This window comes from Chryseobacterium indoltheticum (assembly GCF_003815915.1).
Classification (GTDB): domain Bacteria; phylum Bacteroidota; class Bacteroidia; order Flavobacteriales; family Weeksellaceae; genus Chryseobacterium; species Chryseobacterium indoltheticum.
Genome location: NZ_CP033929.1, coordinates 3,912,244 through 3,933,997 on the forward strand (window position 1 = coordinate 3,912,244; position 21,754 = coordinate 3,933,997).

Genomic DNA, 21,754 nt, shown 5'->3' on the forward strand with positions numbered 1-21,754 from the left:
TTTTCAATTATTGTTCAAGGGAATTTTTAAACTCCTCCCATTACATACATATTTTCCATTGTAGGAATCTCGCTTCCACCTTCTTTTTCCAGAGTAATGGCAAACGCCTGTGCGCTTGGAATGTTGGCTAAAGCTATCTTTGCATCTTTGTCGTCTGTATACATTCCGGCGCTTACCGGTTTTCCGTCTGCAATTGCCCACAATTGGTATTGCATTCCTTCCGGTGCTTTTGGCAAACTATTTGCGGTTAGATAAACATCTTTTGAAGTTTTATCCCAATATACGACAGCGTTGGATTCGGGATGTTTTTCAACACCCGCCAAAACAATTTTAAGCATGTTCGGGTTTGAGGTAATCTTCAATTTTTGCTCAAGATTTTGCATCGCAAGGTTTTGAGATTGCTTATCAGATTTCAAAACAGCTAATTCGTTTTTCATTTCGTTTTGGCTGCTCATCCAATACAGGTTGGCTCCAACACTTACTAAAAATAAAACAGTGGCTGCTACGGCAAAATTTTTCCAGCCGTTACTTTTTTCTATCTTCCTTTCCTGTGTTTTTATCTGTTGAGTCTCCAACTTTGGTTCAACATTATTTAAAGGAATTACAGGTTTTTCATCTTCAACATTTTGTTCAAGTTGAATTTTATCCCAAATTTTTGATTTTAAGTCATTGGGCGGTGTCACTGCCTGCGCTGTTGCAAGCAATTCAAAAGTGTTTTGCGCTTCTTCATAAGCGGCTTTCACTTCAGCATTATTCTTCATCACACACTCCAAAATTCCCGCTTCCTCTGGAGAAGCATGGCCTAGAATGTAAGATTCTAGAATTCCGGATGATATGTATTCTTTACTATCCAATTTATTGATAATCTTTTAACAAGTCTTTTAATTTAAGTAATGCATTTCGCATTTTGGTCTTTACAGTGCCCAACGGCATATTCAGTTTTTCTGATATTTCACTCTGCGTGAATCCCTGATAATAAGCAAGATCAATAAGTTCCTGTTTATCAGACTCCAAACTTTCAAGCACTTTATTAAATCCAATAAAATCTGAATTATTGGTAGTTGTAAGTTCCGCATTCTCATATACGAAATCTGGAAGTGGTTGGTTTTTAAGTTGGTTTTGAAAACTTTTAGATTTAAGATAATCAATTGCTGTATTTCTGGCAATATTAATCATCCAAGTATAAAATCTACCTTTCAAAGCATCATATTGATGAATGGAATTCCAGATTTTTACGAAAACATCCTGAATAATTTCCTCTGTATATTCTTTGGACTGAACAATTCTAAGGATTACACCATATAACGCACCAGAATAGTTATCATACAAATGATGAAAACCAGCTTCGTTTTTCTGTCTCAGCAAAACGATAAGTTCTTCTTCTGAATAGTTTGTTTTTATGGTGGATATTTTTCGTATCAAATGTAATAAAATAAAGTAAATAATGAGAAAAAACTTTTAAAAATTTATTGTCATTAATAATTCAATTTAAAATAATGCGTTACCGTTAATTTATGTTAAAATAAAAATTTTAAAATCTAAACCAATCTGCTCTTCGTAAATGATGGTAACGGCAGACAAAAACAACTCAATTAATAATATTTTAAAAATTAAAAAAATGAACACAAGATCAAAAATCGCAGTATTCGGAATGGTAGCTTTATCATTTGCATTCAGTGGAAATGCAGCTGCACAGCAAATGAAAGAAAAAACAGTAATGGTAGGCGGAGCTGCAATGTATCCTTCAAAAAACATCGTTGAGAACGCAGTAAACTCTAAAGATCACAAAACTTTGGTCGCCGCAGTAAAAGCTGCAGGATTAGTTGAAACACTTCAAAGCGAAGGTCCTTTCACAGTATTTGCGCCAACTGATGCAGCTTTTGCAAAATTACCTGCAGGAACTGTTGAGAATTTGGTAAAACCTGAGAATAAGGCAATGCTTACAAAAATTTTAACCTACCATGTTTTACCTGGAAAGTACAGCGCAAAACAAGTTTGGGCAGCGGTAAAAGCAGGAAATGGTAAAGCAATGATGAAAACGGTACAAGGCGAAGAGCTTACATTCTGGACAAAAGGAAAAAACTTATACGTTACCGATGCAAAGGGTAATAAGGCGAAAGTTACCATTGCAGACGTTAACCAATCAAATGGTGTAATACATGTAATTGATACGGTATTGATGCCTTAATTTTAGTTTTTATGGTTTATTTTAAGGAAGGCTTACCTGAAAATTCAGGTAAGCCTTTTTTATGTTTAATTCTAAATTTAACAATCTTTATTTCTTGATGAATTTGGTTACAAAAACACCTTTGTCTGTTTTTATTTTTATAAAGTAAATTCCTGAAGAGAAGTCAGAAACATATATTTTATTGCTTTGAGAGATATCAGTTTTCGTCAGTTTTCCTGATGTATCATAAATCTCAATTTCTTTAATTTTAAGATTCTTAGGTAATTCAATTGAAAAACTATCGGTAACAGGATTCGGATAAATTTTAATGTTTACAGAACTTTCATTATTACTTACAATTTCGTTTGTTGCCAGATAAGTTGGCAGAGAATCTGTAACGGTATACAACTCGGCACCGTGTTCTTTCGTAAATATCGTAAGATAAAGTTTTTCACTATCTGTAGCCAATTTCAAAATATTTTCGTTGGCTAAAAGCTGATCATCATTTGTAATAAGCAGATCCAATGGAGTTACATTTCCTGCCACTCCGTTTGAACGCCATACTTTTTGAGAGTCTCCGTTGAGAAAATATAGATAATTGTTTACACACGTCATATCTTTTATGCCAGGAAAATTTGATCCCAAGCTCGTCGTTCCTACGGTTGCGCCATCTGTTTTCCATAATTCTGTTGAATTATTATTCGTGAAAAATAATTGGTTTCCACATTTTTTAAACTGTACATTCCCAAAGAAATTTATTGGCGAGACCTCTGTAGTTCCGGCAATAGTTCCATCGGTAGAATAAAGACCTGAAGGATACCCAGTAACAGCATAGAATAATTTATCATTAAAAATTGCTGTTTCATTGCTGATATTGGCAGAACCATACAGATCGCTGTGAGATCTCAATAAAACTGACGAAGCATAATCTCCGTTTGAAGCAAAAAGCTCAGTATTAGATGTATTGTTAAAATTTTCTTTTCTTGTAGAATACAGCAGCTTGTTATTTAAACTTCCAACTACCTTAATATTTCCATCACTACCGTCCTGAAAATTGTATTGTATAGCTTTCAAAGTATTCGCAGAAGTTCCGTCTGATTTCCAAATTCCAGACTTGCCGTTTTCTTTTGCTACAAAATAGGCAAAACCGTTCAGAACAGTTGTTTTAGGATCTGTATTATACATACTTCCCATGTTATCTGTAGAAATATCTTTTACCAGAACAGCGGTATTAGAATTATTATCAACTTTCCAAAGTTCTGTTCCTACTACATTATCATATCCTGAAAATAATAAAGTATTGTCGTTAAGATTGACGAAAAAAGAAGTATCATAAATACTTGTATTGCCTGTAGAAACAGACCCGGAATTTGCAGAGGTTCCGTCTGTTCTATAAATTCCGCTTATGGGATTTGGGGTACTATTTTTGGTATAAAAGAAGTTTCCTACCTTAAAAAATGTATCGTTAACATTAGTAAACATTCCTACAGAAGACGATCCGCTCGTAAAATTGGTAAGGCGAGAAATCTGCTGAGTCGATTTATCTCTTTTATAAATCTGATTATTGAATTCTCTGTCTGCCGCAATAAAAATTAAATTATCATTCAGAACATTATAAGAATGTGGCGAACTACTTTCGAATTTACTAATATCAGAAACCAAAGTAGTTTCTTGTGTAAGAGGATTTAAAGAATATAGCTCCATCCCGTGCTTAGCGGTAGTTCCTGCTAAATACAATTTTGAATTAAAATCTAAAACACCATTAGCGGCTGTCATACCCAATGCTGTCATTTCAAACGTCTGTGCAGAATTTCCGTTTGTTACCCAAAAGCGATTCCATTCATTTGGCTTGGTAAGAATCAAATGTTGCGCATCTGAGCTTACTCCCTGTAATACATTATTGGTTGGGGTGTTAAACAATACAGTTCCCGCAGAGGTTCCATCTGTTTCCCAGATGTAGCTTCCAGATAATTGGCCGTTGGAATAAGTGTCAAAATATATCTTATTATTAACCTTAAAAAATTTACTATTGTTAATAGCCATCGAACTAGAATTTCCTAGTAAAATATCTTTTAAAAGTTTTGTACCTAATACTGTTCCATCTGAGATCCAAGGCTCCATTCCTCCATTAGCAGGATCAAAACCTACAAATATGAAATAATTACCCGCTGAAGCTCCATTAAGCTCATATAAACTCTGAACGGGCATTAATGATTGCGTTCCTGTAGTTGTGCCATTACTTTCATAAAGTTGATAGCCAGTTGCTGTATTTGCAATGAAATAAAATTTCCCGTTATTCAAAGTTAAAATTTTAAAATCATTTGAAATACTGCTTCCATTACCAACTGCAATGTCTTTTAGTAAAGTAGTTCCGGCTAATGTTCCGTCAGATTTCCAGATCTCTTTACCACTTATTCCGTCGTTTGCGGCTAAAAATAATTGATCATTGAAAGTTTGAAATTTCATCGTTCCTGATGTATATTCAAATGTTTTCAATAATGACAAATTATTTGTTGTAGTATCGAATACCCAAAGTTCTTTATTCTGATAATAAAAAATTTTATTTCCTACAGCAACAAATTCATCAATTAAATAATTAGAATTAATATCCTGTTTTTTAATTGTCCCGGCAGGAGTTCCGTCCGTTTCCCAAATTTGATATCCCGAATAATTCTGTTGTGCCAGAAAATATAATTTGTTATTTAACTTTACAAATTTTGAATTAGCTGGTATCCCACTATTATGTCCTGCAAAAATATCTTTAAGTAATGTGGATTTTTGAATTGTAGAATTATAAACCCACGGTTCCAATCCTTCATCGGTATTTCTGGATGCCGCAAAAACAATGAGGTCATTAAGTTTTGTTAAGTTATAAGGAGAGCTTCCCGAACCAAAATTAATTTCGTTCAATTGTGTGTTTAAAACATTTTGTGCCTGAAAATAAGCTGATACACTTATCAACAAAGAAATGTAAATTTTTTTCATATTTTTTGTGTTTTTTTCTCTAGGAGAAATATTGTGTTTTTTATTGCTATTTTACAGGTGAAAATACTTCTTTAGAATACTCATCATTATTCTTCGGAATTTCGATCACCAAATTTCCGTTTTCATAATATCCTGTTGTAGATTCGCCAGAACCTAACTTAACTCTGAAAACATCTTTTTTAGTAGTCTCTTTGAAAGTAGCAAAAGGAACTGAACTGTTTCCATCAACTAAAATAAACTGAGCCGCATCAATCTGAATTTTCTGAAGACTTAGTTTTCCGTTGCTGTATTTTTCAGCTTTTGAACTTTGAGATTTTTGTTCGCTTACTTCAAGAGTCTGTTGAACTGATTGTGTAGACTGAGCCTCATTTTTATACTCTGTATTTTGAATTGGGCGAGAGACTGGAATATTCACAAAAGTTTTAGATAAAGCATCTTTATAACCTTCTTCGTACTCTTTGATCGATGTAGTTCCTTTCTGTGAAGAAATTACCTTATCGTTGCAATCTTTCAATTCTAAAACAATTTTATTTCTAAGAAAGCTGCTATCATTTATAATATTTGCATTCAAAACATTACACGGATTTGCGTTAGCTTCTTCCGGCCATTGCCCTCTATTTTCAGAAATCACAACATATTGTTTAGATTTCAAATGATTAGTTAAAAAAGTACTGAGGCCGTAGTTTACTTTTTTAAAACTTTCATAAGCTGCCGGAACAACTACGTATTTGTAATCTGAAACTTTCTGTGCATATGAAAGCATAGAAAAAAAAACGGCAAATATTACTGGAAATCTTTTCATTTTTTATATAATTAAGTGATTATTCATCAAAACCTAAAAACACTTACTAAAACTTAGAAAATTTATTTAAGATTTTCTAAAGCATTATTAAAACTAGATTTTATTTTTGCTTCATAGGCATTAATGAAATCTTTCTGTAAAGATAAAGAATTAATCAATTGGTGATTTTCATCTACAACTTCTTCTTTTGATTGAATCTTTACAAACTCATAATGTAAAGATTCATTCTTTACTTTAGGATATGTTAAACTTAATTTTTTAGTTTCCGAATTATAGTAGGCCATCTGTGCACGATTCATATAATAGATGGTTTTCTTTTTTCTTACCTGAGTAAGTATTCCAAAATCAAATTTTAAATTCAGTAAATTTTTGTAGGGAGAGTATGGTGGAAAAAAATGATTTCTATAAAATATGATAAGTTTTTTCACACCTTTTTTTTTACAAAAATCATCCAAATATTTTATCATTTTTTTATCTTGAAAACCATTATAGTATGTAAAGATTTCAAAATCAAAATCGGAAAGGCTTTTTATTTCTGATTTTGACTTCTCAAGCATATCAGTGAGAAATAAGTTTAAATCATAGTTAAATACTTCAGTATTTTGCACACCAACATTACTTCCTACTTCAGCGTGAATATGTTTAAGTTTGGGGTTAATTTCAGTAACAAATCCAACTTGGCAAAAAAGGTTACACTGAATGAACAAAACAGCTAAAAGACATATTTTTTTCATTGTTTTAAAATTAATCATTTCTAAATTCTCCCATATCTAGTTTTAATGAGAAGAAATTAGAATAAAAATTGGAACCTCCGATTCCCGAATTACTGATTGCGTAATCAAGCGTTAAACCCCTGTAACGAATTCCTATCCCTGCGCTTGGCTGGAAAGAAACTTTTCTCTGAAGATCTTCAATATCGGTAATCGACTGAAATCTATTAACACCCAATCTTACAAAGATCATTTTCTGATATCCTAATTCTGCTCCTGCATACGGCGTAATACTTGCAAAATCTGTTGAAAGAAGAGCTGCCGTTTTAGCAAAATCTACATTAATTCCAGCCTCCGGTAAAATATAAATACTGCTATTAATATTAAACATTTTACTTGCGCCTGCATTTAATTTAGGCATTGTCAACTCCATTTTATCGGTTGGAGCAGGGTTAAATTCTTCGCCGTTTACAATGGTAGACAATTCTTTTTGATTCACACTCCAGAAATTGACAGTCGTAGTTGCATCACGAAGAACACCTCCGAATTTCCAGCCGTTATCAGCTTTATAAATTGCTCCTACATCAAAACCAAAACCATATCCACTTGCAAATTTCCCGACATTTCTGTACACAATTTTGGCATTTACACCGACATCCAATTTAGGATTACCTCCGGGATTGAATGCGTACGTAATAATTCCGGCATAATCCGATTGTGAGAATTTAGTAATTTTATCGTAATCAATATTTCCTTCAGTATCGATTAATTGAGTGGTATTTAGAATATTATCTACACCAAGCCGTACAATGGAAACTCCAAAAACGCCGGTTTCTAAAACTTTGGCGTAGGCCAGATAATCATACTTAGCAATAGATTCAAAATATTCTGCGTGCATTGCTGCGCCTTGCCAATCTCTTGTAATGCCATTCAAACCTGCTGGATTCCACATCGGCGAATAGACATCATCCTGATTGGTCATTACGGCACCTCCCATCCCGATTCCTCTCGCTCCGGCACCTATATTTAAAAATTCATTGGAATATTTTCTGATAATCTGAGATTGAGAAAACCCAAATAAAAGGGAAAATACTAATAATAGATATTTTTTCATCGTGTAGAAATGGATGCTTAGTTAATGTTTTTTTGTTTTCTAGTTTTTATCAGCGCGTTTACAACAATTGCCAAAATCATAACCAAAGATGCAACATAAAATACCGGGCTCATGTGCTCTGATTCTCCAAAGATAAAAAAAGCTAGTATAATTCCGTAAACTGGTTCTAAATTAACTGTTAAAATTAAAGTAAAGGGCGAAATATATTTCATAAGCTTCACCGATTCGAACATAGGATATGCTGTAAATACGCTTGCCAACAAACCTATTAACGCAAGATCTTTATAGTTTATTTCGTTCATCTGCATGATTTGTCCTGTTGCAAGATAAAATATCATCAGAATAAACCAACCTGAGAAAATTTCATAGAAAATAATATTTCCTGAACTGGTTTTTCCGAAAAGTTTTCCATTAAAAACTGAAAAAACGGTTCCGAAAATTGCGCACAAAACTCCGTAAAAAATTCCTTCTTTATATTGAAACTCGGTTTTAAAAATAAGTAAAATACAGGCAACAATAACAGTTCCCATTACCACTTCAGAAATATCTACTTTCCGTTTAAAAACAATCGGCTCCAACACTGAAGCAAACAAAGTAGACAATGAAAGGCAACTTAAAGCGATAGAAACATTAGAAACTTTAATCGAATAAAAAAAGCAGTACCAATGCAGCGCCATAAAAAGGCCAACACCTGATAATTGCAAAAACAGTTTTTTTGAAACTTTTATACTCTCTTTTTTATAAATCCTTATAAATGCATAAAGAAATATGGCAGCGAAAAGCATTCTGTAAAAGACAAGAATCTGGGCATTTGCGGTGATCAGTTTACCTAAAATAGCAGTGAATCCCCATAAAAAGACAATTAAATGTAATCTGAAAAGCGCTAATTTCTGCATATTGATCCTCTGAATTTTAAACAGACAAATTTACAAATAGCTTTTCATTAAATTTAAAAAAATCTAAGATTACTTTCATTATTTCTAATGAAAATTCCCGCCTTCTTATTCGGCTTAAATTTAATTCTATAAATTACTTTAATACTGAAATTCAGATATAGAATAATTGGTATAAAATCCAAAAACCCTGAAAGTCTATGAAACTTTCAGGGCCTTCAAATAATAAACTATTAAAAAAATAAACTAGGAACTTAGAGTATTTATATAGAAACTCTCATTTCTATTACTCTATTGTAAAGTTAGCAAAATATGCACCAAAAAAAACATGTAATTTGTTAAAAATATCATAATTTATTGATAATTAAACCTTTAACATATTATAAAACATATTTTATTACTTTTTCTAAAAATAGTATCTTTAGCCAGATTAAAATATAATTTCATGGATATTGAATTTAACAAAAGAGAAGATCAAAATAAATTAAAATTATCTGAAATAAACCGTTTGCTGACAGAAATAAAAAAAGGCGGCGGCGAAAAAAGACTTCAGAAACTTCGTGATGAAGGGAAAATGACGGCAAGAGAGAGAATAGAATATCTTCTTGATAAAAATTCAGATTCCATCGAAATTGGTGCTTTTGCAGGGTACGAAATGTATGAAGAGCACGGAGGTTGCCCAAGTGGTGGTGTTGTGGTTGTTATGGGTTATGTTTCAGGAAAACAATGTTTAGTTGTCGCCAATGACGCTTCTGTAAAAGCAGGTGCCTGGTTTCCAATTACTGGAAAGAAAAACCTGAGAGCGCAGGAAATTGCCATGGAAAACAGACTTCCAATCATTTATCTGGTAGACTCTGCGGGAGTGTATCTTCCGATGCAGGATGAGATTTTCCCGGATAAAGAAATGTTTGGAAGAATTTTTAGAAATAATGCCAAAATGAGCGCTGCAGGAATTATCCAGATCTCGGCTGTAATGGGAAGTTGCGTTGCAGGTGGAGCTTATCTTCCGATCATGAGTGACGAGGCTATGATTGTTGACAAAACCGGATCTATTTTCCTAGCCGGAAGTTATTTGGTGAAAGCTGCAATTGGTGAAAGTATTGACAACGAAACTTTGGGTGGAGCAACAACGCATTGCTCGATTTCAGGAGTTACCGATTATAAAGCTAAAGATGATAAAGATGCTTTAGACCGCATTAAAAATATTATGAAATCTGTTGGAAGTTATGAAAAAGCAGGCTTCGACAGAATAGAAAGTTTTCCACCAAAAGAAAAAATAGATAATATCTTCGGAATTATGCCTATTTCACGTGCCGATCAGTATGATACATTAGAAATCATCAAATGCCTTGTGGATAATTCTGAATATGAAGAATACAAGCCAGATTATGGTAAAACTATTATTTGTGCAACTGCAAGAGTCGATGGCTGGTCTGTAGGAATTGTTGCTAACCAAAGAAAATTAGTGAAAAGTGGTAAAGGAGAGATGCAGTTTGGTGGAGTAATTTATTCTGATTCTGCTGACAAGGCAACCCGATTTATTGCTAATTGCAACCAAAGAAAAATCCCATTGATCTTTTTACAGGATGTAACAGGATTTATGGTCGGCTCGAAATCTGAGCACGGAGGAATCATCAAAGACGGAGCAAAAATGGTAAACGCTGTTTCTAATTCTGTAGTTCCTAAATTTACAATCATCACCGGAAATTCTTATGGTGCCGGAAACTATGCAATGTGTGGAAAAGCGTATGACCCGAGATTAATTGTAGCTTGGCCATGGGCAGATCTGGCTGTAATGGGAGGTTCTCAGGCAGCAAAAGTTCTTGCACAGATTCAGGAGTCTACTTTGAAAAAGCAAGGAAAAGTAATTACTGAAGAAGCGCATCAGGAAATTTTAGATACCATTACAAAAAAATATCAAAAACAAACAGAAGCTACTTATGCCGCTTCAAGATTATGGACCGACGCTATCATTAACCCTATCGATACCAGAAAATGGATTTCTATGGGTATTGAAGCCGCTAATCATTCTCCTATAACTGAAAAATTCAATTTAGGAGTAATCCAAGTCTGATTAATACTCGGTTTTAAAGAATTTTGCCCTGCTTTTAGAAGTGGGGCTTTTTATATTATGTTAAATAGTCCTAAAGAATTATAAAGTTTCAAAACGACATACTACTAGGGTAAGATTTTTGTTATTAGATTATATCTAAAAACTAATAAGCACTACAACCTCTTTTTAATTACTAATCCCAAAAGGAAACCTATGAAAAGATATTTTGCAGTATTTATTGCCTTATATACCGTCGTTTTATTGTACATGATGTTTTATGCATCTGGAAGAGAACCTTCTGAAATTTCATATATTCAGCATCAGCCGTTTATCACTATACAGCATTTTTTTAATGATAATAATATAGATAATCAGGCTTTTATTGTCAACATATTTGGAAACATATTCTTATTCAGTCCGTTTGGATGGCTGGGATTATGCATCAAGAAATTCAACCGTTTTATTCCTATTACATTGTTCTTTTTAATAGCAATAAGTACAATCGAATCAATACAATACCTCACAGGAAGAGGCGTTGCAGATATAGATGATGTATTTCTGAATACTCTCGGAATGTTGCTGGGTTATGTTCTATTTAAATACGCAACCTGGAAAAACATTGCCAACATTCAGGTTCACTTTCAACTAACAGAAAAGAAAGAGCCTATTACAGCCTCTTAAATTTACAAAGCCAATAGATCATCTGTTGGCTTTTATATTTTCACCTAAACTTTCAGGATAGATTAGTTCATTTAATTTACGACTTAGATTTTTTTAGGAGCTTTATCCGGCTATCCGCTATTACTCCTCACTCTTTTCTTCGCCAAAGCCGAAACCTTCGACTTTCCCATTAGTTTGCGGGGTAACCGCTGCTATCCGGGTTAGGGTTTGAGTCTGTATAATAAACTTCAGCTTTTGATTGCTATAATATAACGACATTTGCCTTCATTTACTTGCATATAGGCTAGTCCTTAAAAGCTCCCCTAAATACCTTCGCAATGATATCACTTAAACAATTTAAAACTGAAACAATAAAGAAAATGTTTCACTCCTCTGGAGCTCAATAAACATATTTACTCTAAAACTCACTACAAAGCTTTCACTCCTCCGGAACTTAATATTAACCTAAGCCTTAAAAACAGCTTTTGTTTAGTGATAATATGATTTTGACAGTCTCTCATTTTATTGATTGGAACAACTAATTTCATTCACCTAAATCACCCTTCTATCACTTATCACTTATCACTTATCACTTATCAAAATTACACATTGTCTATTGCTCATTACTCATTACTTATTTCTCATCATTTAGGTTTAGCCCAAAAAAAAGTCTCATACAAATGAATGTATGAGACTTTTAAAAAAAACTGGCGGCGACCTACTCTCCCGCTTTCGCAGTACCATCGGCGCTGGTGGGCTTAACTTCTGTGTTCGGAATGGGAACAGGTGAGCCCCACCGCTAAAACCACCCTAAAGGTTGTATATAAGGTTTAGGTTGCAGATTATAGGCTTTAGGTAATAGCTTTAAACTGCTACCTGCTACCTTGTATCTATCATCCGATACCTGATTTTAATCGATAAGAATATTCACAAAGAGAGAACCTTTAATTGCGCAATTAAGCAGTTGCCAATTAGGCTATAAATCTACGGGTAATTAGTACTACTCGGCTATGCTGTTACCAACTTTACACCTATAGCCTATCAACGTTGTCATCTCCAACGACCCTTAAAAGATGTCTCATCTTGAGGCGAGTTTCGCACTTATATGCTTTCAGTGCTTATCTCTTCCAAACGTAGCTACTCAGCGGTGCTCCTGGCGGAACAACTGATACACCAGAGGTTTGTTCAAATCGGTCCTCTCGTACTAGATTCAAGCCCTCTCAAACATCTAACGCCCGCAATAGATAGAGACCGAACTGTCTCACGACGTTCTGAACCCAGCTCGCGTGCCACTTTAATGGGCGAACAGCCCAACCCTTGGGACCTTCTCCAGCCCCAGGATGTGACGAGCCGACATCGAGGTGCCGAACCTCCCCGTCGATGTGAGCTCTTGGGGGAGACTAGCCTGTTATCCCCGGAGTACCTTTTATCCTATGAGCGATGGCCCTTCCATACGGAACCACCGGATCACTATGTCCTGCTTTCGCACCTGATCGACTTGTAGGTCTCACAGTCAAGCACCCTTATGCCATTACACTCTACGCACGGTTACCAAGCGTGCTGAGGGTACCTTTGAAAGCCTCCGTTACTCTTTTGGAGGCGACCACCCCAGTCAAACTACCCACCACGCAGTGTCCTTCTAAAAGAAGTTAGGCTCCAAGTAAGTAAAGGGTGGTATTTCAACGTTGACTCCACAAACACTAGCGTGCCTGCTTCAAAGTCTCCCACCTATCCTACACATTACTTACTCAAAGTCAATACGAAGTTATAGTAAAGGTTCACAGGGTCTTTTCGTCCCATTGCGGGTACTCGGCATCTTCACCGAGACTACAATTTCACAGAGCTCATGGTTGAGACAGTGCCCAGATCGTTACACCATTCGTGCAGGTCGGAACTTACCCGACAAGGAATTTCGCTACCTTAGGACCGTTATAGTTACGGCCGCCGTTTACTGGGGCTTCAGTCAAACGCTTCGCATTGCTGCTAACGCCCTTCCTTAACCTTCCAGCACCGGGCAGGTGTCAGACCCTATACAGCATCTTTCGATTTAGCAGAGTCCTGTGTTTTTGATAAACAGTCGCCTGGGCCTCTTCACTGCGGCCAGCATTGCTGCTGGCGTCTCTTCTTCCGAAGTTACGAGACTATTTTGCCTAGTTCCTTAACCATGATTCACTCTAGCACCTTAGGATTCTCTCCTCGACTACCTGTGTCGGTTTATGGTACGGGTTGCTTCACTTCGGCTTTTCTTGGAAGCACTTTCCCTGCAGCAGCTTCGCCCGAAGGCTAGGCCTTGACTATTCCGTCAGTCTCCAGCAGGTACGGCACTCCGTCCCCTTTTTAGTGTGAGCAAGTATGGGAATATTAACCCATTGTCCATCCACTACCCCTTTCGGGTTCGCGTTAGGTCCCGACTAACCCTCAGCTGATTAGCATGGCTGAGGAAACCTTAGTCTTTCGGTGAGCGGGTTTCTCGCCCGCTTTATCGTTACTTATGCCTACATTTTCTTTTCTGTACGCTCCACAATATCTCACGATACTGCTTCTGTGCAAACAGAATGCTCCCCTACCAGATACAACCCAACGGTTGTAAATCCATAGCTTCGGTACTCTATTTATGCCCGATTATTATCCATGCCGGACCGCTCGACTAGTGAGCTGTTACGCACTCTTTAAATGAATGGCTGCTTCCAAGCCAACATCCTAGCTGTCAATGCAGTCCAACCGCGTTGCTTCAACTTAATAGAGATTTGGGGACCTTAGCTGTTGGTCTGGGTTCTTTCCCTCTCGGACACGGACCTTAGCACCCGCGCCCTCACTGCCGTGGAACATTTATTAGCATTCGGAGTTTGTCAGGAATTGGTAGGATTTGACTCCCCCGCATCCAATCAGTAGCTCTACCTCTAATAAACTTATACACGACGCTGCACCTAAATGCATTTCGGGGAGTACGAGCTATCTCCCAGTTTGATTGGCCTTTCACCCCTACCCACAGGTCATCCGAAGACTTTTCAACGTCAACCGGTTCGGTCCTCCACTTTGTGTTACCAAAGCTTCAACCTGCCCATGGGTAGATCACAAGGTTTCGCGTCTAATACTACTAACTAAGCGCCCTATTCAGACTCGCTTTCGCTCCGGCTCCGGACCTGAAGTCCTTAACCTCGCTAGTAACATTAACTCGTAGGCTCATTATGCAAAAGGCACGCCGTCACCCAACTTGTGGGCTCCGACCGCTTGTAGGCGTACGGTTTCAGGTTCTATTTCACCCTTCTATTCGAAGTGCTTTTCACCTTTCCTTCACAGTACTTGTTCACTATCGGTCTTTCAGGAGTATTTAGCCTTGGAGGATGGTCCCCCCATATTCAGACAGGATTTCACGTGTCCCGCCCTACTCATTTATCATCTAAATATACCTTTCAAATACGGGGCTATCACCCTCTATGGCTGTTCTTTCCAGAACATTCTTTTAAATATATAAAGACTTTTGGGCTAATCCGCGTTCGCTCGCCACTACTTACGGAATCTCTTCGATTTCTTTTCCTCCGGGTACTTAGATGTTTCAGTTCTCCGGGTTTGCTCTCCTTGCGGAGTGACTGGTCTTCAACCAGACGGGTTGCCCCATTCGGACATCTCGGGATCAATTCGTGTGTGCCAATCCCCCGAGCTTTTCGCAGCTTACCACGTCCTTCTTCGCCTCTGAAAGCCTAGGCATCCGCCATACGCCCTTAACGATTTCTTTCCTAATTATTAATTAGTTCAGTATTTTTGCTTAACATTGCTGTTAAATTATTTTGTAAACTCAAACGCTTAATTGCGCTCGGTTTTCTCTTTGTGATATTTTTACCGTTAATGTCAATGATCTTTTTTCTACCTCTGATCTAATTCGCAAAATATTGTTTTTGGCTCTATTTGCTTCTTTAAAATTAAACCATCGGTGATGGTGGAGAATAAGGGAGTCGAACCCTTGACCTCCTGCGTGCAAGGCAGGCGCTCTAGCCAGCTGAGCTAATTCCCCCTCTAGTGGTTGTTAGTTGTCGGTGTTTGGTTGTTAGTATTTGGCTTGCGCTTTTCCTAACTCCTAATACCTATAACCTAACTCCTTAATTAGTAGTCTCGGGCAGGCTCGAACTGCCGACCTCTACATTATCAGTGTAGCGCTCTAACCAGCTGAGCTACGAGACTTCATTATTTAGATATTAGAGGCTAGATTTTAGATGTTAGACTAATTTCTAACGACTAACTTCTAATTTCTAATTCTAAAATCTCTCTTCCCTGTTACTAATTTCTAGTGGGTTTTGTATTTTTTTATATATTATATAAGTAATAGGTAATGAGTAATCTTAACGTTCCAATTACTTGGAGCTTTTTACTTCTAACTTTTTCCTTTACTTATATATCAACCAAATAAAAAACTAAAGCATGAACTTTAAGTAAGTACATTGTATCTTGCGATACGTGTTTTGTTTATCGTCTAAAGACGCTCTAAAATGAGATGTTCCAGCCGCACCTTCCGGTACGGCTACCTTGTTACGACTTAGCCCTAGTTACTTGTTTTACCCTAGGCAGCTCCTGTTACGGTCACCGACTTCAGGTACCCCAAACTTCCATGGCTTGACGGGCGGTGTGTACAAGGCCCGGGAACGTATTCACCGCGCCATGGCTGATGCGCGATTACTAGCGATTCCAGCTTCATAGAGTCGAGTTGCAGACTCCAATCCGAACTGAGACCGGCTTTCGAGATTCGCATCCTATCGCTAGGTAGCTGCCCTCTGTACCGGCCATTGTATTACGTGTGTGGCCCAAGGCGTAAGGGCCGTGATGATTTGACGTCATCCCCACCTTCCTCTCTACTTGCGTAGGCAGTCTCACTAGAGTCCCCAACTGAATGATGGCAACTAGTGACAGGGGTTGCGCTCGTTGCAGGACTTAACCTAACACCTCACGGCACGAGCTGACGACAACCATGCAGCACCTTGAAAATTGTCCGAAGAAAAGTCTATTTCTAAACCTGTCAATTCCCATTTAAGCCTTGGTAAGGTTCCTCGCGTATCATCGAATTAAACCACATAATCCACCGCTTGTGCGGGCCCCCGTCAATTCCTTTGAGTTTCATTCTTGCGAACGTACTCCCCAGGTGGCTAACTTATCACTTTCGCTTAGTCTCTGAATCCGAAAACCCAAAAACGAGTTAGCATCGTTTACGGCGTGGACTACCAGGGTATCTAATCCTGTTCGCTCCCCACGCTTTCGTCCATCAGCGTCAGTTAAAACATAGTGACCTGCCTTCGCAATTGGTGTTCTAAGTAATATCTATGCATTTCACCGCTACACTACTTATTCCAGCCACTTCTACTTTACTCAAGACCTGCAGTATCAATGGCAGTTTCATAGTTAAGCTATGAGATTTCACCACTGACTTACAGATCCGCCTACGGACCCTTTAAACCCAATAAATCCGGATAACGCTTGCACCCTCCGTATTACCGCGGCTGCTGGCACGGAGTTAGCCGGTGCTTATTCGTATAGTACCTTCAGCTTTCCACACGTGGAAAGGTTTATCCCTATACAAAAGAAGTTTACAACCCATAGGGCCGTCGTCCTTCACGCGGGATGGCTGGATCAGGCTCTCACCCATTGTCCAATATTCCTCACTGCTGCCTCCCGTAGGAGTCTGGTCCGTGTCTCAGTACCAGTGTGGGGGATCACCCTCTCAGGCCCCCTAAAGATCACTGACTTGGTAGGCCGTTACCCTACCAACTATCTAATCTTGCGCGTGCCCATCTCTATCCACCGGAGTTTTCAATAATAAGTGATGCCACTCATTATATTATGGGGTATTAATCTTCCTTTCGAAAGGCTATCCCCCTGATAAAGGCAGGTTGCACACGTGTTCCGCACCCGTACGCCGCTCTCAAAGATCCGAAGATCTTCTACCGCTCGGCTTGCATGTGTTAGGCCTCCCGCTAGCGTTCATCCTGAGCCAGGATCAAACTCTCCATTGTATGTTTGTCTGACTCACTCAAAGTTATTTTACGCTTTAGTTTTTCCTTACTTGGTTGTATATTATTTTTCAATGATCTCTTCTCTTCCGCTTTTTACGATACCTACATTTTCTGTCGTTTTCAGTACCGATTTGCGTGTGCAAAAGTAAAACTTTATTTCTAATCTGCCAAATGTTTTTTGAAGAAATTTTAAAGTTTTTTGATGACCCTAAATCCTTATCCAAACACTTAAACCTCTCTACTCCTGCGCTCCCGTTTTACCGGACTGCAAAGATACTAATCTTTTTATCTTTACCAAATTTTATTTCTAAAAAAATTAAAAGTCTTTATTGATCTCTATCCATCTGTAGATGACATTAGCCTTATCGTTTCCGCCTCTTTAAAAGCTCTTCTGCGCTACCGAATCACTCTCGTTTTTCAGTGGGGCAAAAGTAGAACTTTTATACAACACAATCCTAATTTATGTAACATTATGTTTACTTTTAATTCATATTTAAAGCTAAGGTATTGGTTACGTGAGAGAATAATTTTATGGGGTTTGGGCTGTTAGAGGGTTGGAGAGTTATAGAGTCGGATTGTTGGAGAGCTGTATGGGGCGTTGGAGCTTAGGAATGATTTAGTGTTAGAGAGTCGGAGCGTTGGAGAGCTGTATGGGGTTTAGGCTCGGGCAAGGGAAAGGTTTATAAAACGGAAGGCTTATGAGAAATAGAATAATATGGTTTTTGTCGCACCGGTAAACAAAGCTTCTTTTATTTTATCTCTCTTTTAAGCTAAACCAGGGCGTTTCACTTAGTAAAGGAAGACAAAGGGATAAAGAAAAGGTCGAAATTGAATGGCTGGCAGAAAAGAAACATTAGCGGAAATTAAATGGCTTTTAGGTACAGCTCCGATGGAGCTTATGTTCTTAAAACACATGCCTTGCTACAAAGGTGTCGCTCCTACGGAGCTTAATCTCGTATTTTTGTAATGTTCTATTAACTGGTCGCCACTCTGTGGCTTTTCAAAATCAAATTTTAATTATATCGGGTTTGCTAAATGGAACCATTCAATTAAATATAAAAGAAAAATCCAAATCCTGGATTTCGAACTTTGAATCATAACCTCAAAAGTATACATCTTATTAAAAATTCTATAACAGACTGCAGTCATAGCCCGGATGTTCTATGTTACTATGCAAATTATTCAGGTTAAAATTTTAAAGTTTTTTTGAAAATTTTGTTGATATGCAGTTTTGTTTTTCACAACACCAAAACAAATCTCAGTAATTTGTTACAAACTGCAATTAATGCAAGTTTTTAGGCTTTCCTTTTTCCAATAGTCGCAGATAAAGTTCTTTGCACTGCGTATTATGTTTTATTGCCGTCCAGGAACAAACATATAGCAAACTTCTAATGTGCGTTTTGGATGTACGGCACTTACCGGGAGAATATGATTTCTTTCCTGATTGATAAATACGTGGAGCCAATCCAAAATATTTTACGAGTGATTTCGATGAATCAAAATTTTTAAAACCAGATGTAGCGGTCATCAGTTGAAGGGAGGTCTTCTCCCCAATTCCCGAAACACTTTGTATCAAACCTTTTATTTCTCTAAATTCTTCATCTTGAAGTTGTGGAAGCCTCATTTCTACTTCCCGTATTTCTTTATCTAATTGTTTTAATCTCTTTTCATAATGTTTTTCCGTGTTGGGATTGAGCTGAGGATTGTAACGAAGCCACTTTAGCTTTACCGAATACCGTCGCTTCTCTTCCTCGAGATCATTCAGAAGTTTTATTTCTTGGTCAAGATGTTCAATCTCGATGCTTTTGGGAATATAAACTTCCGGACGAAAAATCTCTCCATAAAGTCTGATGACTTTGGCGTCTTCTGCATCAGTTTTGCTGATGATATTTTTCATCCTTGAAAAATATTTAACAGACATACAGTTAATCAAACTTGATTCAAAACCATTATCCAAAGAAAGATGGAGTATGCGACTACTATAATTACCTGTGGCTTCGATAGCCAAACAATAATCTTCTGTGGGAAATTTCTTGAGAAACGATAAAATCGAGCGTTGATTGTTTTGGATATTAAAAACCTGATCTTGATTTACATTATCCGTAAAACTTACCGTTAAAAACTTTGCTCCTACATCTACACCAATCACTTTTTTTGATAATTTTGACATAACAAATTCTTTATTAAAGAGGTTTTCTTCTGATCCACCATGGTAAAAGTTTTACCAACAATGTTCTATCCGGATTTGGAAGAAAACAGCAGCAGGGGAATAAAATCCGGGGCGATATCTTAGTATCAGTGAAGCGTCTGCCTTTATCCTGCTGCTTTTGCTCTTTGGTTGATTTTTTTAACCAAATTATTAATCTATTTTTACTAATGCAAACTTACCATTGAACGGCATGTCTGAGCTCTTTTTGAAGCAAAGGAAAAGCTCGGCGCAAAAAAGCGAGTAGTGAAAGCCGGAAATAGCTACAAGAAAAAAGTTGGAGCGTTGGAGAAATGGATGGGTTGGAGAGTTTTAGTTGGAAGATTTATCGGAATAGGTAATACTTATATAAAAAATACCTCCGAAAGTTTCAGAGGTAAATGTATTTTAAGCTTTTAAGGCGAAATCAGAGATAACGTTTCGCTAATACCTTATATATATAGTAGCCGATTAAGCATCCTATGGTATCAGCAACAATGTCGAGTGTTTCCATTGATCTGCCGAGTTTCATTTCTTCCTGGAAAATTTCTGTGAGAAATGCGTAAATCAAAATGATCTGGAAGAAATAAGAAAATCTGATCCTGGGAAAAGCAGCAATAAAGCAAAAGCCTAATGCCGCAAATATACTTAAGTGCAAAACCTTGTCAATACCGTCGAACATAAAGAAGTATTCGTGATTTTCGACACCGGGACGCAGAAGCATATAAGTAAGAAATGCCCAATAAATGGGCAGTATCTTAATAAATATGTTTGAAATTTTATCCAATGATTGCTTGATATTCTTCTGCTGAAAGCAATTCTGAATGATCCGCACCTTCCGCAATCTCAAGCTTGATGATCCATCCGTTTCCATAAGGATCTGTATTTAACAATTCTGGCTGATCTTCCAACGCAGCATTAAACTCAGTAACTTTTCCTGAAATAGGCAAGAATAAATCTGAAACCGTTTTTACAGCTTCTACACTTCCGAAGACATCTCCTCCATTCACATCATCATCTACTGTATCTACATCTACATAAACGATATCTCCCAACTCGCCTTGCGCAAAGTCTGTGATACCAATTGTAGCAACGTTACCTTCGATCTTTACCCACTCGTGGTCTTTAGTGTACTTTAATTCTGACGGTGTATTCATTTTATTTTTTTTATGTTGACAAATTTATTCAAAAATACATTAATGCTCCAATAAAATGTTGAAATAATTAATGCTTTTCAAACTTCTCATTTTATTAGTTTTCTTTGAGGTCTGTTTTATTTAAAAGTTGGTGAAAAGATTCGCAATTTAGCTTTTTTGTACTATTAGATTTTCTTTCAATCGAGACATTAAATTTTCCAAAATAAAGATCATCGAGCTTCTCATCAAAACATAGGGCATTGTGGATATTGGAAATACTCATATTTTCTGCTTTTAAAGATTTATTGACCTCAACCTGCATATTTTCATCTTTAATAAAAAACGATACACGTTGATAGTTCATTGTGAAATCTTGGGTTTCCACTTTCTTTAAAGTCATATCTGCAGTTTCGTTTCCTAAAACGACAATCGCAATTGCAACAAAATTATTGAGCGCGTGCAATAGTATTGAATATATCAGTCCGAAATTCAGAACCATCCAAATTAAAATCAAGCCCATTCCTGAAGTCATTACAATGCCAATCCAAGTGTCTAACAGTTTTAAGTCATTATACTCATAATGCATGAAACCAAAAAGCAATGCATTGATGTAATAGACATAATTTGGAATTTCTTTATTTTTATTTAATTCATAGCTTATAATGAATATAGCAAGTAATGGAATCAGATAATAATTCTGCAATAATATAATGTAGAATAGAGACCCTAAATACATTACATATTTAAAGATCTTTTTCCCCGTAAAAATTCCTCGGAAGATCAATTCTTCCAAAACGGGAGCGATTGTAAAAGCTGCAATAAAATGAATTAAGGTAAAATCGTTGAAACGTGTTATACGGGAAGAAAATTCTGATTCATTAAAATATGATAAAATAATATTACCTATTAAAGATCCAAAGAAAATAATAATTCCTGCTTTTAATAAATTATTTTCTGTATAAATTCTCTTTCTCTTGTTTGAAGTTTCCATGCTGGTCATTAAAAAAACAAAAGACACACAATACTGCGCATCTTTTATTCTTATTTAAA

At 36.8% G+C, this 21,754-nt stretch carries 15 protein-coding genes, 2 tRNA genes and 3 rRNA genes; 4 read left to right on the plus strand and 16 right to left on the minus strand.

The features are described from left to right. Window positions 1-26 precede the first annotated feature (26 nt). Both EG358_RS18015 and EG358_RS18020 read right to left on the minus strand, forming a co-directional pair. Window positions 27-854, minus strand: a complete 828-nt coding sequence (locus EG358_RS18015) for an anti-sigma factor (protein WP_076562926.1) — start codon at window positions 852-854, stop codon at window positions 27-29. Window position 855: 1 nt separating this feature from the next. Continuing rightward, on the minus strand, window positions 856-1,422 hold the full coding sequence (locus tag EG358_RS18020; RefSeq protein ID WP_228421472.1) for an RNA polymerase sigma factor: 567 nt from the start codon (window positions 1,420-1,422) through the stop codon (window positions 856-858). A gap of 196 nt (window positions 1,423-1,618) precedes the next feature. On the opposite strand from EG358_RS18020, the gene EG358_RS18025 reads away from it, so the two are divergent. Beyond that, entirely contained in the window at window positions 1,619-2,188 is a 570-nt protein-coding gene (locus tag EG358_RS18025; protein WP_076562972.1) for a fasciclin domain-containing protein, read from the plus strand. A gap of 87 nt (window positions 2,189-2,275) precedes the next feature. Here EG358_RS18025 and EG358_RS18030 read toward each other — a convergent pair whose 3' ends face one another. The 5 genes from EG358_RS18030 to EG358_RS18050 all read right to left on the minus strand — a co-directional run bounded on the left by EG358_RS18030 (window position 2,276) and on the right by EG358_RS18050 (window position 8,674). Then, entirely contained in the window at window positions 2,276-5,152 is a 2,877-nt protein-coding gene (locus EG358_RS18030) for a T9SS type A sorting domain-containing protein (RefSeq protein ID WP_076562924.1), read from the minus strand. 46 nt (window positions 5,153-5,198) lie between these two features. Next, a complete protein-coding gene (locus EG358_RS18035) occupies window positions 5,199-5,954 on the minus strand; it encodes a hypothetical protein (protein WP_076562922.1) in 756 nt (251 codons plus the stop codon). Window positions 5,955-6,016: 62 nt separating this feature from the next. Further along, window positions 6,017-6,688, minus strand: coding sequence for a hypothetical protein (locus tag EG358_RS18040; RefSeq protein ID WP_123890152.1), 672 nt, complete (start codon window positions 6,686-6,688; stop codon window positions 6,017-6,019). 10 nt (window positions 6,689-6,698) lie between these two features. Next, window positions 6,699-7,778 carry a putative type IX sorting system protein PorV2 gene (locus EG358_RS18045; protein ID WP_076562918.1) on the minus strand — a complete coding sequence of 360 codons (1,080 nt, stop codon included), beginning with the start codon at window positions 7,776-7,778 and terminating at the stop codon, window positions 6,699-6,701. A gap of 17 nt (window positions 7,779-7,795) precedes the next feature. Next, entirely contained in the window at window positions 7,796-8,674 is an 879-nt protein-coding gene (locus EG358_RS18050; protein WP_076562916.1) for a DMT family transporter, read from the minus strand. A 442-nt stretch (window positions 8,675-9,116) separates the two neighbouring features. Between EG358_RS18050 and EG358_RS18055 the strand changes: the two genes are divergently transcribed. Next, on the plus strand, window positions 9,117-10,745 hold the full coding sequence (locus tag EG358_RS18055; RefSeq protein ID WP_076562914.1) for an acyl-CoA carboxylase subunit beta: 1,629 nt from the start codon (window positions 9,117-9,119) through the stop codon (window positions 10,743-10,745). Between the two features lie 192 nt (window positions 10,746-10,937). After that, a complete protein-coding gene (locus tag EG358_RS18060) occupies window positions 10,938-11,405 on the plus strand; it encodes a VanZ family protein (protein WP_076562912.1) in 468 nt (155 codons plus the stop codon). 684 nt (window positions 11,406-12,089) lie between these two features. Here EG358_RS18060 and rrf read toward each other — a convergent pair. The 6 genes from rrf to EG358_RS18090 form a co-directional block, all read right to left on the minus strand. Beyond that, window positions 12,090-12,197 (minus strand): 5S ribosomal RNA (gene rrf / locus EG358_RS18065). A 161-nt stretch (window positions 12,198-12,358) separates the two neighbouring features. Continuing rightward, window positions 12,359-15,120 (minus strand): 23S ribosomal RNA (locus EG358_RS18070). Window positions 15,121-15,319: 199 nt separating this feature from the next. Then, a tRNA-Ala gene (locus EG358_RS18075) sits at window positions 15,320-15,396 on the minus strand. Window positions 15,397-15,489: 93 nt separating this feature from the next. Continuing rightward, a tRNA-Ile gene (locus EG358_RS18080) sits at window positions 15,490-15,563 on the minus strand. A 303-nt stretch (window positions 15,564-15,866) separates the two neighbouring features. Beyond that, window positions 15,867-17,383: ribosomal RNA gene (locus EG358_RS18085) — 16S ribosomal RNA — on the minus strand. Together the 16S, 23S and 5S rRNA genes with 2 tRNA genes alongside form the textbook arrangement of a ribosomal RNA operon. Window positions 17,384-18,665: 1,282 nt before the next feature. Then, window positions 18,666-19,553, minus strand: a complete 888-nt coding sequence (locus EG358_RS18090) for a transposase (protein WP_228422012.1) — start codon at window positions 19,551-19,553, stop codon at window positions 18,666-18,668. A 282-nt stretch (window positions 19,554-19,835) separates the two neighbouring features. Between EG358_RS18090 and EG358_RS19750 the strand changes: the two genes are divergently transcribed. After that, entirely contained in the window at window positions 19,836-19,988 is a 153-nt protein-coding gene (locus EG358_RS19750) for a hypothetical protein (RefSeq protein WP_159436369.1), read from the plus strand. A 7-nt stretch (window positions 19,989-19,995) separates the two neighbouring features. Here EG358_RS19750 and EG358_RS18095 read toward each other — a convergent pair whose 3' ends face one another. The 3 genes from EG358_RS18095 to EG358_RS18105 form a co-directional block, all read right to left on the minus strand. Beyond that, complete coding sequence (locus tag EG358_RS18095) at window positions 19,996-20,442, minus strand: VanZ family protein (RefSeq protein ID WP_083677019.1); 447 nt, start codon at window positions 20,440-20,442, stop codon at window positions 19,996-19,998. Beyond that, on the minus strand, window positions 20,348-20,725 hold the full coding sequence (gene gcvH, locus EG358_RS18100) for a glycine cleavage system protein GcvH (RefSeq protein ID WP_076560023.1): 378 nt from the start codon (window positions 20,723-20,725) through the stop codon (window positions 20,348-20,350). Before gcvH ends, EG358_RS18095 begins: the two co-directional genes overlap by 95 nt. 94 nt (window positions 20,726-20,819) lie before the next feature. Further along, complete coding sequence (locus tag EG358_RS18105) at window positions 20,820-21,695, minus strand: CPBP family intramembrane glutamic endopeptidase (RefSeq protein WP_076560024.1); 876 nt, start codon at window positions 21,693-21,695, stop codon at window positions 20,820-20,822. Window positions 21,696-21,754: the final 59 nt, after the last annotated feature.

Bases quoted from the DNA above. Each gene is read 5' to 3' on its own strand.
- EG358_RS18025 (WP_076562972.1), top strand. From the start codon at position 1,619: ATGAACACAAGATCAAAAATCGCAGTATTCGGAATGGTAGCTTTATCA.
- EG358_RS18030 (WP_076562924.1), bottom strand. From the start codon at position 5,152: ATGAAAAAAATTTACATTTCTTTGTTGATAAGTGTATCAGCTTATTTT.
- EG358_RS18035 (WP_076562922.1), bottom strand. From the start codon at position 5,954: ATGAAAAGATTTCCAGTAATATTTGCCGTTTTTTTTTCTATGCTTTCA.
- EG358_RS18040 (WP_123890152.1), bottom strand. From the start codon at position 6,688: ATGAAAAAAATATGTCTTTTAGCTGTTTTGTTCATTCAGTGTAACCTT.
- EG358_RS18045 (WP_076562918.1), bottom strand. From the start codon at position 7,778: ATGAAAAAATATCTATTATTAGTATTTTCCCTTTTATTTGGGTTTTCT.
- EG358_RS18050 (WP_076562916.1), bottom strand. From the start codon at position 8,674: ATGCAGAAATTAGCGCTTTTCAGATTACATTTAATTGTCTTTTTATGG.
- EG358_RS18055 (WP_076562914.1), top strand. From the start codon at position 9,117: ATGGATATTGAATTTAACAAAAGAGAAGATCAAAATAAATTAAAATTA.
- EG358_RS18060 (WP_076562912.1), top strand. From the start codon at position 10,938: ATGAAAAGATATTTTGCAGTATTTATTGCCTTATATACCGTCGTTTTA.
- EG358_RS18090 (WP_228422012.1), bottom strand. From the start codon at position 19,553: ATGTCAAAATTATCAAAAAAAGTGATTGGTGTAGATGTAGGAGCAAAG.
- EG358_RS18095 (WP_083677019.1), bottom strand. From the start codon at position 20,442: ATGGAAACGGATGGATCATCAAGCTTGAGATTGCGGAAGGTGCGGATC.
- gcvH (WP_076560023.1), bottom strand. From the start codon at position 20,725: ATGAATACACCGTCAGAATTAAAGTACACTAAAGACCACGAGTGGGTA.
- EG358_RS18105 (WP_076560024.1), bottom strand. From the start codon at position 21,695: ATGGAAACTTCAAACAAGAGAAAGAGAATTTATACAGAAAATAATTTA.